The following is a 14,901-nucleotide window of genomic DNA, read 5'->3' on the forward strand; positions in this document are numbered from 1 at the left end:
CCCTTCCCTGCGGCAGCAGTACACGGCAAACCTGGCTTGGTCTGAGCGTGCTATGGCCCGGAACGATCCCGCTGAGGTTCAACGAGCCGCCGAGGCAGTTCAGCGAACCGGGGCTCAGATTTCAAGTAACCGGTGCGAGTGATTCCTGACAACTGTCAGCGGCGGCCTGTCGCATGGCGTGTCCGATTACGCTCTTGCAGCGAGATCGAGCTATTATGGGCGTCCTCGATCTCGGTACGTAATTAGAATGGCCGGGAACAGCCGTGTCCGGTCGTTCGCTTGAACGCGCGCATGGACGCCAGGACGACCGTTCCGCAGCCAGTTCCAGCGTTTCATGGGCATTTCGGCGAAGCATGTCCTAAGCCGGAGTGGTCCGCGCTAAAAGTGGCTTCTGCCTTAAAGCTTGAGTCAGTATCATGATACTTTCACTTCAACAGTAGGCCATGAAGACAAACCTAAGTCTCGAACAGATCCACGCCCTCGTCTGCGATAGGTTTCCTGCGTTGGAGCGAGAAGCTAATACGATTAGCAATAGCTACTTCCTGGGAAAAAAGAGTGTTGGGAACAGGATCTTTCGGCTCAAGCCGGCGCCTCGGGGTCTGTTGGATTTAAAGCTTGCGCAGTCCAGTTCGTCGGAGGGAGACCGTTCGCTGGAACTGGTGGATTCGGTAGAAGCCCTCGAGGCATTTATCGAACGCGAGATTTCCCTTCTGCAGGAGAAGACCGGGACGCCACGAAGTCAAGCTCCAGTGTCCTCCTCTAGTTCGATGTCTGACCTTTCAAGCTATACGGGCAACCCGCCAAGTGCATTTGCAATGAGTGTCATTCGTGCGCTGGAAGACGAAGGCTTTGCCGTCGCTACTACGGCGCAGGGTCCTGTAAAGGAACAGCGACGAACGTTGCGTATCACCTGGCGCGGCATCTACATCGGACAGATGAGCGAGGGCCTTTGGGGGCGTAGAGCTCCATACGCCTGCTTGTACCGCTTCCCAAAAGACGGAGCTTCCTTCTCGGTCGCCAAGGCTCCGCAAGACTTCGACAAGAACGCCTTCGCCCGGGAGCATGATTGTGATCCGGATCTCCTACACGTCTATACGGACTACAGCGGTTCCTATCTATGGGTCAAAGACGAAGCGACAAGTCTGCTTCTAATGCGCGATTGGGCGAGAAGGATTGACGGAGTCTTCTTTCAGTCGACGGGCAGTCGGGAGGCAGCGAAAATCCAGAATGACTTGCACACAATCTTGGCGGACAAGTCCAAATCTGAGACCGAGCGTCTCGCAGAAGTGGCTGTACGACTGGGGCAGGGACAGTTTCGGGTTGATCTGGAGCGGGAGTTCGAAGGCGCTTGTGCAGCCACGCGGTTAGCTGTTCTTCCGGTTCTGCGAGCCTCACATATCGTGCCTTGGAGTCATTCGACTGGCGCACAAAGGCTCGACCCCAAGAACGGGCTGCTACTGTCGGCCAACATAGACGCGTTATTCGATCGTTATATGATTACCTTCCGGCCGGACGGGAAATTGGCAGTCTCCAAGTCTGTGACGCACCGCGACTTAGAAATGCTTGGCCCCATTCAAGATCTTCAGAGCAAGCCATGCGACAGGCGCGCCGCTTACTTAATGTTTCACAACGCGGAGTTCGACCGACTCGAACAGAAACGTTCAGAGTACGTGAGTGCCTCGGCCCAATAGCAACGCTACAACGTTATGCTGCGCGTGCCATTGCCGACGACAGCAAGTTACAACAGACGCCCATCGGGCTACGAAGTCACTTCGCGCGCCGGCAACGGCACGGCAACGGCAGTTGGTAACTGCCTGTGGCGCATCGACACCAACGGTCGCCTACGGCCACAAGCGGCCAGTCGGGGATTCCTCCTAAATTGGCGCCAATAAGCAACATCGAGGGCTTTTTATAGTGGGCGTCGCCAGCGCGAGTGCGCTTGCCCGCCACTCGCGGAGCCGTGGATCTGAGTCCACATTACGCCATGCAGAGGGAATCAGGCGGTACTGACGATCGCCTCAAGGCTACGCAGCACCGGGAGGGCGCCACCCTGCAATCGAATGACATCGGGGCGACCGCCCTGGACATCGGTGGTGTTGATTCGAATGAGCGGGCGACCAAGCCGCTCTCCGAATCGACGAACGGTCGGAATTGCATTGCCGGCTCCAAGCTCTATCACGAGGATCCGCCCGGCTTGGCGTGGCACCCACGCGTTCATCTGCTCCCGAGATAGGTCATACCAGCGGGATTGCCACTCAATATCATCGAAGAGCAAGATGTTCGGCCGTGCAATTCCGCCGCAATGTGGGCATCGGGGCAAATCGCCGATCCAGAGGCAATTCTTTTCGTCGATCACCGGAGCGAGGTGACCAGCTCCAAACGGCTCACTGCCCGCGCAATTGTCAAGACATTGAAGGAAGTTGATAGATCCGTGACACTCAACAACCTCGCTATCTGCGAAGCCGGCCTGCTGGAAGTGCCCATCCACGTTGCTGGTAAACACAAAGGTACCGTTGCGGATGCCCGAAGCCCAGCGCCTTAGGATTTGGAAGCCCTCGTGCGGAACGGTCTTGCGATATAGCGCGAGCCGGTGCCCATAGAAGCCCCAAGCAAGACGCGGGTTTTGGCGAAAAGCTTCCGGAGAGGCAATTTCCTCGAACCCAAAGCCGGCATGTCGCAAGGCGGGGTAGGCGCCCCAGAAGCCTTCGGCCCCGCGGAAATCGGCCAACCCCGACTCGACGCCCATCCCCGCCCCGGCAGTCACGATCATGGCTTTCGCTTCCCGCAGCGCCTGGGCTGCCAGTTGAAGTTGATCCTTGTCCATTTGCTCCGGGCCTCAAAGCTGCAGATTTATCACACTTGCCAGATTCCTCAGTCGCCAGCGCGATAGATCAGGGCCGACAACTGGTTGCTGCGGCCGAAGGGCCGGTTGTGGGCGTCGTAAGTGAAATCGCGCCCGGCGTTGTAGCGGCCGAGCAGCTTCATGTGGGCGTCGCGAGCAATGCCGTTGCCATGATCATCCATGGCAACAAAGCCCATCACTCGGTTATGAGCGTCGCGGATCGTCTTGAGCGTCATGGTCATCTCCGTGAGGTGAGAACGATCCGGATCTTAGGGCGCTAACTGGCAGGCTGGGTTCCAGAACCCACGCCTTCCGCCGGGTGATCCTCGTACTGGGCCAGGGCCTGCTTCAGGTGGGCGATCATTTGCTCGCGCATGCTTGCTGGTGACACCACTTCCACCGTGGTGCTCTTCTCGAGGAGAAGGTTGGTCAGGGATATGGATGGGATGACGGTCGCAGTGAGCATGAAGCAGTTATCGGCTTCCTCAATGACCTGATCGTGGCTCAGTTTGAGGTATCGGAAAGCATGCTCGACTCGCCTCCCGTCTTCCGCGATTTCCCTGACGCGCAGCCGCACTTGAGCCGGCTCGCCGGCGAAGAACTCCATGGCTCGGTCTCTTTGAACGAACTTGTCGAGGGTGAAATTCTTGTCGCGAGTAAGGTCGATTCCGGCTGGCTTCAGGGCTACGATCCGGTCCATCCGGAGGACGGTGGGTGTCGGCTGCCCCGAGCTTCGGCGGCGCTTGACCACCAGGTACCAGAGCGGGCCTTTTTCTATCAAGGCATGGGGAATCACTCGAGACTCCTTGGGCTCGGCGTCGAGCGACGTCCGGTAAGTGATATCCAGAGACTCGTCGTTGTATAGCGCGTGCCCAACGATCTGGAAGAAGTCGTCTCGAATGGTTGGCGGAATTAAGGGGTATCCGCCATGCAGCCGGATCGTCTTGTCCATCCAAAGGCGAGCTGCTGCGAGGTCGAAGGCGGTGGGGTGCTCGTTGAGGACGTTAGTCGCAGCCTCGAAGTTGGGCTCGAGCGACGCTACAACGCTGGCGGGAAGGTGCCGCTCCGCAAGATGGCGGAGGGTAAGGAGGGCCATCGACTCATTAATGGTCGGTCTGCGGGACGCCGGAGCCGCCTTGAGGGGCTTCCATATTCGCCCCTTGGTGGCGCCTTTGGCACTGGCGTACCCCTTACTCGCTAATAGCCCAAGCGCGTTGCGGATCGTACGAGGGGAACCATGCACGGCGAGGGCCGCCTGCAGTTCGCTGGACAGGAACCCCTCCGGTCGAGTCCACAACAACTCCAAGGTAGCGGCTTCCAGTTTGCTGAGCAGCATATCGAGCACTTATGATTTGTTCATCGTGTTAGGTTGGGGGGGTATCCCGACATCTAAATAATCTGGCACCGCGCGTGCCAGATTCGCCGATATCATAAGTCTCTTCGACCTGTACTGGTTACCTTTTATGCCCCAACTCATCGAGCATATTGACGCGATTGCCCGCCAGGTCTGCCGGGACGTACTGTTCCTGACATTTTTTCAGGACCAGTTCGGGGCGGCCGTGCCTGAGAACTGGAGAGTCAATCCTTCACGCAAGGAGGTCATCTCGTGGCTCGATGCGAATGGCTACACTTGGCGGCAATGCGGTGAAGTTGCGAGCGACCGATGGATGATAGCGGGATACCGAGGTAGCATTTACCTCGACACCCCTTTTGATCGTGCCGACCCCGCATACTTGAAACTGGAGCAATTCCTGGAGAATCCGGACGGCACGCTCCGGTTGCCCAAAATGCGTTTCTGGGCCCTGTCACTTGATGCAGCGATGGACAATGCCCATCACGACGCACCAGGCTATTGGGAAAAAAGAGCAGAGGACTTTTGAGGAGAGTCCATGGAATCGGATGACAGCGACGACTGGGTAGATCCCGAGATCGCGGAGAAGATTCTTGAACAGGAGCGAATCGGTGAATGGTCGGATCCTATGACTATGGATGAGCTCCTCGTCAAGCTGGGCATCCTTACGGTCCATTGACGTGGGGCGGCGGGCCAAACTCGCGCGTTGAGCTGGTTCATAGAGTCGCTCGACAGGGAGGTCGAGGTGCCGAAGAGGCAGTCGAAGAGTAAGGACTAGGTTCGCCACCGCCGCGCGCGGTGCATCGACAAAGCAAAAGCTTGCAGGGAGAAGCACAAGGATGATGGAACCGACGAAACAGAATCTCCTGAACATGATCAGCTCCAGTGGAGGGCGCGGAACTCAGTCGTTTTGCTCGGGATACATGCCGCATCCCAATCCGCGCATGTACAAGTACTTTTGGCGCGTGTTTGTCATGGACACCCCTTGGGAGAATCAGGAATTCTTCGAGCGTGCACCGATCCTTACTACCGCGCAGTTCATGGATCTGTATGCAAAGTACCGGGCGGATGGGGTCTCTTGCCTCATCTATAACTTCCATCGGCCCCGGCACGGGTCGATTTTTGACCAAACGAGCGCCAAGTGGAAAGGTGTGTCATTTGCCCCGGCTTGGGATGACGATCCTGACGTTGAGTGGCAGGGGCACAAGTAAAGACGCCTCGCCACCGGGCACAATGGCTTTCTAACAACAGGACTAAATGCCGTCATGATTTGGCGGGGCAACAGATTTGGGCCTTACCAGAAGGTCGCGCTGGCCTCGATGTTCCATTTTGAAATATCGCGAAAGCGGTCAATGCGAGAAATCAGAGAATGAAAAAAGACGATTATCTGACGGGTGAAGTATTGGAATTTGTCGAGTGGATTAGCAACCATCTCGATCGCGATGAATTCAGCCATGCCTACCGCAATCGGAGAAGCGGCGAGCGCTGGGAGTGCAGAAGCATTTTCGACGCTTACACGAATTATAAATGGAGTCATCCCGAGATCGAGCGCCTTGGTGTGGAAAGTGGCAACTCGTTCGCGTCGAATGCCAAAGCACTAGAGGCCTTACGTAAGGACCTCACGAAGGCGCTTGATACCATCAATGACCGCGATGCATGCCAAGCTGCTATCGACATCGTGACCTGGGGCGGTGTACGGGGCGGAAACGTCAACTGGTTGCTTAAGAACGAGGCGAATCTCGCAAAGCTACTCAACGAGACGCGCAAAGCCTTCGACAAAGGAGATTTGGCGGATACGAAGCTGTTTTCCAAAAAGCTACGGTTTAATGCTGGCATGACGAAGGTATATTCGCTGATATGCGAAAATTTCGTCATCTATGACAGCCGAGTCGCTGCGGCTCTAGGGTGGGCGGTCGTCAAGTTTTGCAGGGGACGGGGCATAGAAGTGCCGACTGCACTTCGCTTCCCATGGGCGCCAGCCAAGGAAGCCGCGAACGCGCCCGATCCCAAATGTCGCAAACCTGGTGAAAATTTTCCCAAACTGAAGTCGGGAGCACACCACGCAGAATGGAATCTCCGTGCCAACTGGATCTTGAGCAAAATCTTGGAGCAGGACGGTGCTAAGCAGAGCGAGTTCTCCAAAATTACTGATTTTGGCACACGGCTACGGGCACTCGAGTCCGCGTTATTTATGATCGGCTACGACTTGCCTGGAGGGCCGGCGATATCCGACGCAGACCTGACAGACACCAATCGCCCATCTGATCTTCCCCCCTCTCCTACAGGCATTGATGCTTCCGGCGAGTCGGACGGCGACTGGGTCTCGTGCGAAACCCTGCGGGGGAATAATCCGTTCAGATACAAAATTGATGCATCCGGCATTGTCACGAAGGCTCAAGACAAGGGCGAGAAAGAAATCAAATTTGAGATCGATGTCATTAACCGCACTTTGTCACTTCTTGCGAATGCGAATAAACAGTACCAGTACGGTGGGCAACCGTTTGGTCTATATAATAGTGCGACGAAGAAAAATGACCCAGATTACCCATGGGGCCTTGGGAAAGCTTACTTAAAGGCGAGTAAGAGGAACCCACCCGATACCAGCCGGCTGGCTGCGGTTTTGGAGGACGTTGGGATCTTGGTGCGCTCGCAGGCAAATGGGAATACCTTGGCATGGAAGCTTAGCGGCGAGGTGGATCTCAATGAGGGTGCGGTGAGTATCGGTTCTATGCTCGAACAACACCTCGCTCGAGAATCAGAGCCTTGAAACCAGCGGGGCAAGCCGGCCCGCGTCGCAGAATTTCTCGTGCGCCTGTCGACCCCCGACGTCCAACGATGGGCTTCGCGTCTTGGGGCCCACTTGGCTAAGGCCGGCGTGTAAAGCGCCGGCCCGGCATCGCCGGCCGTCAGGAGCACATCGAAACAATGCCTCTTTTCAAGGAAAGCGTCGCCCCGTAGCTGCTGTTGTCGGCGGCCACGAAGATCATTGCCGACCCGGGCCCACACCATCTTCGTCTCAGGCGGCGACGCTCCGGGAAAATGAGCGTTCCGCGCCTGGCGTGCAGACTAGCTCCAGGAAAACTCAGGCGGCAGAATGGATGCCACAGGCGAGGCGTCAGCTTCCTGGAAGGTGTCGCATCAACGCACGCGAATCGGACTATCAACCCGAAGCACGGTGCGGGGCCTGGAAGGCCGTGCCATCGAGATATTGGGTTGCCAAACCAGGCGACAGGAGCCTCTCCCCTCGTTGAGCTCGCCTCCGGCGAGGAGGTAAGTAGCAGACTCGACCGACCGCTATGGGTCGGGAACCGCCAGCCAGATCCGCTGAATCTCCTTCGGGTGGCCCCCTTTCGGCAAGCGATTGATTCAGTGCTTGCGGGTTTCCCCTTAATTCTGGGCGCGGATCGCGGTGAGACAATCCAGCCGTATCGCGCGAATTATGCATCGTAGCGATCCAATGCTCGCAGACCAACCGAAGGGAGATGAATATGCATCGCTTTGTCGCTCTTTCCGCTGTCCCAATCGCTTTTGCCTGTGGCTACCTTACAGCCCATACGGGACTGCCGCCGGCCCACGCGCAAATCCCGCCCGCCACATTGGCGCCGCAGATCATCAACTTGGTCGCCATGAGCAATGAAGACATCGGACCGCAGGTTCCCAATATGGGCACGCTACGTACGAAGGGGCTGGTGGCGACGCCACAAGGGACCGTTGCAGTGCAATCGGGCAACGTTCCGAAGCACTACCACACCAGCGCCGACGAGATCCAGTATGTCATTTCAGGAAAGGGCACATTCTGGCTGGGCAGTGAACAGCGCGAGGTCGGCCCGGGTGACCTGATTATCATTCCAAAGGGTGTCGCGCACGCGGGTTCGATCGCAACCAGCGGCGATTTCAAGGCGCTGGCAATCAAGTTGCCGCCGCAGGCTGCCGGGGATACCCATATGCTTCCCTGAAACATCAACGGACTGAAGGCAGAAACTCTGGCTCCCCCAAGAGGCCAGCCTGTTATCGCCCCCCCTGTTCCCTCCAACCGTGTCCTGGCGGCCAGTTGCTTTTCCAAAGCAGCTTGAGCGGCCAGACGAAGACGTGGATGACCTTGAGTTCGTGGAATTCGTAGCGGGAGCTCATAGCCAGCCTCCTGGCACGGTGAGGATCTCGGCCGCGGCCGCGCTGTCATAGCGGGCCTTCATGTCGGCGGCGATCACCTCGAGCGATGCTGGCAAGGCCAGATCGGTGGCGTCCGCCTTGGGGTCGAACAGCGGCAGGCGCAGCTTGTAGAGCTTGCCACCTTCGATCAGCGCAAAGGCCTGGCCCTTGGGGAGCTTGACCAGATCGGCCGGGGTCAGCATTGGCACGAGCTGGGTGGAAATGCGGTCTCGCTGCGGGAGCCGAATTCTTCAAAATCTCGGGGGTCGTTGGTGTCCGAGGCGGCGCTGGCCAGCATAGTCGAAGCGACGGACACTTCAGGCAGTTGGTTGGTCAGAATCTCGGCCGTTTCGTTGTTCTTGACCCGGAGCATGATGAGTGTGTTCAGGTTGCCGCCGATTTGCCCAGCCTTGGCGCGGTTGCCGATCTTGGCTTCGACGTCAGACCAGGTCTGGGTGTAGACCGTGACCTGGAAGCCGGCGCCGCCGGCCTTGTTGAGCAGCGGGATGAACTCGTCGCCGATCAGTTCGTTGAACTCGTCTGCGTGAACCACGATGCGGCGTTTGCCTTCTGCCGTACTTTGGCCAAAGCCGGCGCCAAACTTGTAGAGTTGGCCAGCGATGGAGGTGAGATCGGCAAACATGGCGTTGCCGATAGCCGAGCCGACTTCAAAGTCAGAGCGGGAGTCCAGGCCGACGTAGACGATGCCACCGCGGTTGATGACCGACATCCAGTCGAAAATCGGGCGCGCATCGCCGGTGGCTTCGTAGTCGGGGGAGATGAGCTCTGCAATCTTTCCGGTGGTGAGCTTCTCCAGGAACGGATACAGGGAGGCCACCAGCTTTTCAAAGTAACCGCGCTCTTTGGCCACCAGCCCGGCCAAGGCGTTGGCTACCGGGTCGAACCATGCCTGCGCGTTGATGAAATCGATGAGCAGCAGCAGGTCCAGCGCATGCTGGGTCTTTTGCGCTTCCTTGGTCTTGGTCTTGCGACGGTCCTCATCGCTCGCATACTCTTCGAATGCACTTCTCCAGTTGGGCTGTGTCGTGTCCAGCCAGTGATCGATATACGCCTGTGCCAGCGCGTCGATGTTGGACGTACTTCGGCAGCCGTTTCAAATTGCGGTGAAAACGCACGATCCGGTAGCCCTGATGCAGGCGCCAGGCGGCAAGCGTGTAGAAGCCCAACATGCCTGTCCATGCAACCGGAGGTGGCGTCATGAACCAGTGCGGGGCGGTGAGTAGCGCCGTGCCAGCTATGGTGGCCGTGGCGGCCGAGATAAGCTCGACAGGGGGACGGAACAGATTCTCGATGGGATACGCCATATCCAGTCTCCAACGTCAGACAGGGGTAGCTCAGGAGGAGGGGCCCAGGTTGAGGGTGATGTCCTCGCGGTAAGTGAGGTGGCAGTTCACTGGTGGGACGGGATTAACGAAGCGCTCGGGCTGCAGGATGACGACGCCGGAGAGCGGCTTGGCGGTGGTAGCACCACCCGGGCCGCCACCGGACGTGGTGTAGCGCAGGATATTGATTCGGGTAGCCTTGCGGCCCTTCGGGGCCGGCTTGGTGGCGATGTAGTGCCAATGCGCCTTGAAGACCGCCTTCTGCACCGCCGTGTACTCCAGGGCTTCCCCACTCTCGGCGCGTGGATCGGTGTCATGCGTGAACTGGCGGAAGATCCGGGGAGTCACCAGCAGTAGGCCCTCCTTGACCGAATGGACCTGTGCCTGGGAGGTATTGACCAGCAGGCTGCCTTGCGCAATGCCCTCCTGCAGCCACCGCATGAATTGCAGCGCCAATGGTGGCGGGGGCGCTTCGTCACGTGGCGTCAGGGGCGGTAGCGCGGGAGTGGCGGGAACCACGGGTGGCAGAATCTCCGCTGGAGGCATTCTTGGCGTGGGGGCGGCACGGCTTCCGCCGGTGTCTGCCGCTCTCTGTTGCCGGACCTCGGCCTGCAGGGCGGAGGCCGATTCGATCTCATCGAGGAAGTCCTCTGCGCTACTGCCGCATCAAGCAGGGTTACCGGCCATATCCGATCGATCCCCTCGACGCCGAGGTGCTCAAGGCGCTGTCGCCTTACCGGCGCGAACACATCAACCGGCTCCCGCACCGGCATTCCGAGTTGGCCTGTGCTCCTGGGCGCGGCTGTCGAGAATCGCCAAACTCTGAACTTTGGTCATTCCACTCTGAACCGCCGGCCAGAAGGGCTCGGCGAGCGAGGGTACACTCGCCAATGGCGCATTCTGACCTGGCTCGCGGCCGAGTCGGGTGACGACGGAACGAAGCCCATCCGTTAGCGCATCTACAAAGCCATTTTGTCTATTTCGCGACGAATCTTGTGGTTTCCGCGCGAGATCAATTTCCGGCTGCTGTCTACGATCTTCCATTCAAACGTCAAGGAGGATCCAGACATGCCATTATTCGCCCCCTCGCCACGCCCCGCCTCCCGCACGGGAGACGCCGCATGAACAAGAAGCGGCTCGGACTGCTCACCGGCACGCACGCAGTCAACGATCTCTATCAGGGGCTGGTGCCGGCCCTGCTGCCCTTCATGGTGCTGGAGCGCGGCTACAGCTACGCGGCCGTGAGCGGCCTGATGCTGGCAGCCACCGGCCTTTCCAGCGTGGTGCAGCCCCTGTTCGGCGCCTATGCCGACCGCGCGCACCGCGGCTGGCTGGTGCCCACCGGCTTCCTGGTGGCCGCGCTCGGCGTAGTGCTGGCAGGCATGGCGTCCACCTATCTCGCCACCTGGGTGGCCATCGCGCTGAGCGGCCTCGGCATCGCCGCCTACCATCCGCCGGCCACGGTGGCCGCCCGCGCTGCCGGCGGCACCTCGCAAAAGGCAATGAGCGTGTTCTCCGTGGGAGGCACCGTCGGTGCGTCGTTCGCGCCTTTGCTGGCCGCGCTCGCGGTTGGGGGTGGCGCGCTGGCGCGCAGCTACCTGCTGGGCATCCCGGCCGTGCTGATGGCCGTGCTGTGGCTGGTCGCGTCGGCGCGTCCGGCGGCCGTGCCCGGCGCAGCCGCGGCCAGACGTTCACAGGCGGCGCCGGTGCCCAATCAATGGCGCGCCTTCGGCCTGCTGGTAGCCACCATCATCTGCTGGTCGATTCCCTATGTCACGGTGCTGTCGATGCTATCGCTCCATATGACACGCGATCTCGGCGGCAGCGCCTTTCTCGGCGGCGCGGTGCTGACCGCGTTCACGGCGTCCGGCGCGGTGGGCACGCTGCTGGGCGGCTGGCTTGGCGACCGCCGCGGCCGCATGACCGCGATCCGTGCCGGCTATGTACTGATGCTGCCCATGCTGGCCGGGCTGGTGCTCGTGCACAGCGCGCCCCTGGCGCTGGTGTTCACGGTATTGCTGGGCGTTGCCATGTTCCTGCCGTTCACGGCACAGGTCACGCTGGCACAGGACTACCTGCCGCGCAACCCTGCCATGGCCAGCGGCATCACGCTGGGCCTGGCGCTGTCTGTGGGCGGCATGGCATCGCCGCTGTTCGGCCTGCTGTCCGACGCGCGCGGCCTTGCCTTCACGCTGGCCACCGTGCTCGGCGTGCTGTGCGTGGCCAGCGCGCTTGCCCTGCGCCTGCGCGACCGCGCCCCGCGCATCGACGAGCAGGGCCTTGCCGTCGCCTAGCCTGCGGTAGGGTGGCGTCCCCTGCTGCCAGCCAATGGGCGGCGGGCGGGCTACACTGGCGCGCACGATGACGCTTTCACCGAACCACAGATCCGCCTCATGAAGACCCTGTCCGACGCCGCCCTCCAGCAATCGCTGCAGACGCCCCGGCCGATCGTGGTGGTGGCCAACGACCAACCGGACGGCTCCGAGCTGGCCGAGCACTGGCACCAGCACGGACAATTGATCCATGCCATCTCCGGTGTGATGATTGTGCGCACCGCGCGCGGCGAATGGGTGGTCCCGATCGGGCGCGCGGTGTGGGTGCCGCCGCAGCTCAGGCACCGCATCGGCGCCGTCGGCGATGTGCGCATGCGCACGGTCTTCGTGGCTGGCGGCGCCTGCGCGGCCATGCCGCAGGACTGCCGCGCCATCGAAGTCAGCCTGCTGCTGCGCGAGCTCATCCTGCATGCGGTACGAATCCCGGCCAGCTATGCGCCGGAAGGGCGCGACCAGCGAATCATGGCACTGATCCTGGACGAAATCCGGGCGGCACCCGTGCTCTCCCTGCACCTGCCGATGCCGCAGCATGCCCGCGCCGCGCAGCTGTGCGCACGCCTGATCCAGAGCCCCGCCCAGGCGGCCACCCTGACTGGCTGGGCGGCGGAGCTGCATATGAACGAGCGCACCTTCGCGCGCTTGTTCAAGCGCGAGACCGGATTGACCTTCGGCGCTTGGTGCCGCCACACGCGACTGCTGCTCAGCCTGCCCAGGCTGGCGCAGGGCGACGCCATCCTGGAGGTGGCGCTGGATCACGGCTACGACAGCCCCAGCGCGTTCGCGGCGGTTTTTCGCAAGACCTTCGGCGTCAGCCCGAGCGCGTACTTCCGCAAGGCCGAAGCACCGGACTGACATGGCGCCCTGGTGTGCCGGGCGGAAGTGACGACCCGGGGCGGCGGCCCTTCGCTGTGCCACAATCCGGCAGCCAGCGGCACACATGACACTGGCCCTCCCCACAAGGGCATTGCTTTGTTCTAGTGAGGTGGCGAATCACCGGCTGGCGCTGTGCCACCCTCGATATAGAAGGTGCCCCGGACAGGCAGGAGGATCGCGCGGCCGCTGGCGCAGGTCGCAGGTATCATCTGCGTCCATGCCCACTGCCATTCCTTCCCGCCAGTCCGCCGCCTCCCGTCTGCTTTCGGGCGCCAGCCCTGCCGCTGCGCTGCGCGAACGGGCCGAGGCAATCCTCTGGATCCGCACCCAAATGGCAAGGCACGGGGTGACCCCCGAGCAGCTGCTGGCGGCCGGCTGTTTTGCCGCAACCGAACGATCGGCGCCAACGGTGGTGCGCTACCGTAGCGCCGATGGGCAGAGCTGGGACGGGGAGGGCGCCATGCCGGACTGGCTGCGGCGGGCGGTCAACGCCGGGCAGACGGTGGAGCATTTCCGGGTTGGTGTCTGACCTGCACTAGTGAGCGCCGGCGGGGCACACTTGTCGAGATTCGCTCAACTCTGAACTTTGTTCGCTTAACGCTGAACCGCTGCTCGCCCTTACCGCAAGTTGTATCGGTTGTGCTCACGCGCGACACTGTATATCCATACAGGCATCATCATGACCGGAGCGGAACGCCACGTTCACAACTGGGTCACTGTAGGGAATCGGAATTAGCTTGATTGCCGTGCGGCCCGATGGGGGTACGGCTGCTCCAGGGTTCGGGTTCAGCGCCGGGACAAGGCACGACCGCTGTCGGCCGGCCTGAGACGGTCGCAGTTTCACTCAGACGCCCTTCGGCGCCCAATAGGTGCCATCTGGCAATGCACTGCGAACGCCTGCCTTCAACGATAATGGCCATTCGAGCGTCGCAAACCTCATGGATTGTGTCTGGCGGGACCGAAGAGTCTGCGCCACGGGCCGAGGCGCCGGCTAAAGCTTGAGCGCGATCCGACAGAACAATAGATTGACAATGATCACAGGACACGTCTTTATTGCTACCAGCCTTGACGGCTATATCGCCCGACCCGATGGGGACATCGACTGGCTTCTGAACCGGGATGAGCCGACAGAAGACCATGGCTATCCGACCTTCATCGCCGACAAGGACGCGATCATTATGGGCCGAGGCTGCTACGAAAAAGTCCTCACGCTGGGCGAATGGGCTTACGACAAGCCCGTTCTGGTGCTGTCCCGGCAATTGGCTGGCAAGCCCGTGCCGGAGAGGCTGCAGGGAAAGGTGCGGTTCTCGGATAGCACGCCCACGGATGCGATGAAGCAACTGGAAGCTGCAGGCGCGCGTCGCGTGTACGTCGATGGCGGTCAGTTGGTTCAGTCGTTTCTGCGCGACGGATTGATCGCTGATTTGGTGGTCACCACCGTGCCAGTGTTGATCGGGGCAGGCAGACCATTGTTCGGCGCCCTGCCGCGCGACGTCAGTCTGGCGCTCGAATCAAGCCGGCACTTTCCGTCCGGCCTAGTGCAGTCGACCTATCGCGTGCTGTACTAATTTGTGAAGATGCGATGATGAGGCTTGTACATCTGGCGCCGCAATCGGCACTATCTCAGTAGACGAGGCCTTGTGCGTGGCTTCAACCCATTCTAAAGCAGGTCTCTGTTAAGTCATCGATTTTTCGGAAAACGCAGTCTGACGTTTTCCAGTTCCTCACACCTCTTATAGAGCGGGCACCGTCAAGGTTTTACTCGGGGGCGTCTCCGAAGACCCGGATGGCCAGGTCGTGCTCGAATTTGGTTGGCCAAGAATCACGAGACTCTGCCGCATAATGCATCAATACGCCTGTCTCAGGCCTCAGCACGCTGACCAGGCGATCCTGTTCCCCGGTCATGTCGCAGACGCTAAAGTCGGCGGCGATGAACCCGTGTCGACGACAGGCATTGGTAAAAGCTTCGCGCTCCGCGGTAGGAAACGTCTCAAGGGTTGCCATGACAAA

The 14,901-nt window shown here is 60.4% G+C and carries 18 protein-coding genes; 10 read left to right on the plus strand and 8 right to left on the minus strand.

Going from position 1 to position 14,901, the window contains the following annotated elements; translation table 11 throughout:
* Positions 1 to 443: 443 nt before the first annotated feature.
* Positions 444 to 1,691 carry an HNH endonuclease gene (locus AC1RQC_RS37450; RefSeq protein WP_492815202.1) on the plus strand — a complete coding sequence of 416 codons (1,248 nt, stop codon included), beginning with the start codon at positions 444 to 446 and terminating at the stop codon, positions 1,689 to 1,691.
* A gap of 305 nt (positions 1,692 to 1,996) precedes the next feature.
* On the opposite strand, the gene AC1RQC_RS37455 is transcribed toward AC1RQC_RS37450, so the two are convergent.
* The 3 genes from AC1RQC_RS37455 to AC1RQC_RS37465 are packed head-to-tail and all read right to left on the minus strand — an operon-like array spanning position 1,997 to position 4,178.
* The gene (locus tag AC1RQC_RS37455; protein WP_492815200.1) at positions 1,997 to 2,824 is read right to left on the minus strand and encodes an SIR2 family NAD-dependent protein deacylase; all 828 of its coding nucleotides are present in this window, start codon (positions 2,822 to 2,824) and stop codon (positions 1,997 to 1,999) included.
* Positions 2,825 to 2,871: 47 nt separating this feature from the next.
* Complete coding sequence (locus AC1RQC_RS37460; protein WP_492815198.1) at positions 2,872 to 3,078, minus strand: hypothetical protein; 207 nt, start codon at positions 3,076 to 3,078, stop codon at positions 2,872 to 2,874.
* A gap of 41 nt (positions 3,079 to 3,119) precedes the next feature.
* Complete coding sequence (locus AC1RQC_RS37465) at positions 3,120 to 4,178, minus strand: helix-turn-helix transcriptional regulator (protein WP_492815196.1); 1,059 nt, start codon at positions 4,176 to 4,178, stop codon at positions 3,120 to 3,122.
* Between the two features lie 127 nt (positions 4,179 to 4,305).
* On the opposite strand from AC1RQC_RS37465, the gene AC1RQC_RS37470 reads away from it, so the two are divergent.
* The 5 genes from AC1RQC_RS37470 (at position 4,306) to AC1RQC_RS37490 (ending at position 8,149) form a co-directional block, all read left to right on the plus strand.
* Positions 4,306 to 4,722, plus strand: a complete 417-nt coding sequence (locus AC1RQC_RS37470; protein WP_492815194.1) for a hypothetical protein — start codon at positions 4,306 to 4,308, stop codon at positions 4,720 to 4,722.
* Between the two features lie 9 nt (positions 4,723 to 4,731).
* The gene (locus tag AC1RQC_RS37475; protein WP_492815192.1) at positions 4,732 to 4,872 is read left to right on the plus strand and encodes a hypothetical protein; all 141 of its coding nucleotides are present in this window, start codon (positions 4,732 to 4,734) and stop codon (positions 4,870 to 4,872) included.
* Between the two features lie 160 nt (positions 4,873 to 5,032).
* The gene (locus AC1RQC_RS37480; RefSeq protein WP_492815190.1) at positions 5,033 to 5,404 is read left to right on the plus strand and encodes a hypothetical protein; all 372 of its coding nucleotides are present in this window, start codon (positions 5,033 to 5,035) and stop codon (positions 5,402 to 5,404) included.
* Between the two features lie 158 nt (positions 5,405 to 5,562).
* Positions 5,563 to 6,960 (plus strand): hypothetical protein, encoded by a 1,398-nt coding sequence (locus AC1RQC_RS37485; RefSeq protein WP_492815188.1) that lies wholly within the window; start codon positions 5,563 to 5,565, stop codon positions 6,958 to 6,960.
* 721 nt (positions 6,961 to 7,681) lie between these two features.
* Positions 7,682 to 8,149, plus strand: coding sequence for a cupin domain-containing protein (locus tag AC1RQC_RS37490; protein ID WP_477119923.1), 468 nt, complete (start codon positions 7,682 to 7,684; stop codon positions 8,147 to 8,149).
* Positions 8,150 to 8,320: 171 nt separating this feature from the next.
* On the opposite strand, the gene AC1RQC_RS37495 is transcribed toward AC1RQC_RS37490, so the two are convergent.
* From AC1RQC_RS37495 to AC1RQC_RS37510, 4 genes are all read right to left on the minus strand, one after another.
* Positions 8,321 to 8,545: a hypothetical protein gene (locus AC1RQC_RS37495; RefSeq protein ID WP_492815186.1), complete on the minus strand. Its 225-nt coding sequence runs from the start codon at positions 8,543 to 8,545 to the stop codon at positions 8,321 to 8,323.
* Positions 8,539 to 9,225 carry a TraM recognition domain-containing protein gene (locus AC1RQC_RS37500; protein ID WP_492833102.1) on the minus strand — a complete coding sequence of 229 codons (687 nt, stop codon included), beginning with the start codon at positions 9,223 to 9,225 and terminating at the stop codon, positions 8,539 to 8,541. Before AC1RQC_RS37500 ends, AC1RQC_RS37495 begins: the two co-directional genes overlap by 7 nt.
* A 115-nt stretch (positions 9,226 to 9,340) precedes the next feature.
* Positions 9,341 to 9,667 carry a hypothetical protein gene (locus AC1RQC_RS37505; RefSeq protein ID WP_492833104.1) on the minus strand — a complete coding sequence of 109 codons (327 nt, stop codon included), beginning with the start codon at positions 9,665 to 9,667 and terminating at the stop codon, positions 9,341 to 9,343.
* A 30-nt stretch (positions 9,668 to 9,697) separates the two neighbouring features.
* Positions 9,698 to 10,126 (minus strand): conjugal transfer nickase/helicase domain-containing protein, encoded by a 429-nt coding sequence (locus AC1RQC_RS37510; protein ID WP_492372345.1) that lies wholly within the window; start codon positions 10,124 to 10,126, stop codon positions 9,698 to 9,700.
* Positions 10,127 to 10,806: 680 nt separating this feature from the next.
* Between AC1RQC_RS37510 and AC1RQC_RS37515 the strand changes: the two genes are divergently transcribed.
* The 4 genes from AC1RQC_RS37515 to AC1RQC_RS37530 all read left to right on the plus strand — a co-directional run bounded on the left by AC1RQC_RS37515 (position 10,807) and on the right by AC1RQC_RS37530 (position 14,459).
* Positions 10,807 to 11,979: an MFS transporter gene (locus tag AC1RQC_RS37515; RefSeq protein ID WP_492372344.1), complete on the plus strand. Its 1,173-nt coding sequence runs from the start codon at positions 10,807 to 10,809 to the stop codon at positions 11,977 to 11,979.
* A gap of 99 nt (positions 11,980 to 12,078) precedes the next feature.
* A complete protein-coding gene (locus AC1RQC_RS37520; protein WP_492372343.1) occupies positions 12,079 to 12,870 on the plus strand; it encodes an AraC family transcriptional regulator in 792 nt (263 codons plus the stop codon).
* A 238-nt stretch (positions 12,871 to 13,108) separates the two neighbouring features.
* Positions 13,109 to 13,420: an H-NS family nucleoid-associated regulatory protein gene (locus AC1RQC_RS37525; protein WP_492372342.1), complete on the plus strand. Its 312-nt coding sequence runs from the start codon at positions 13,109 to 13,111 to the stop codon at positions 13,418 to 13,420.
* Positions 13,421 to 13,922: 502 nt separating this feature from the next.
* The gene (locus AC1RQC_RS37530; protein ID WP_492833108.1) at positions 13,923 to 14,459 is read left to right on the plus strand and encodes a dihydrofolate reductase family protein; all 537 of its coding nucleotides are present in this window, start codon (positions 13,923 to 13,925) and stop codon (positions 14,457 to 14,459) included.
* Between the two features lie 190 nt (positions 14,460 to 14,649).
* Here the strand turns inward: AC1RQC_RS37530 and AC1RQC_RS37535 are convergent, their stop codons facing one another.
* On the minus strand, positions 14,650 to 14,895 hold the full coding sequence (locus AC1RQC_RS37535; protein WP_492372340.1) for a hypothetical protein: 246 nt from the start codon (positions 14,893 to 14,895) through the stop codon (positions 14,650 to 14,652).
* Positions 14,896 to 14,901 lie beyond the last annotated feature (6 nt).

The organism is Cupriavidus sp. GW822-FHT03E04 (genome assembly GCF_058801495.1).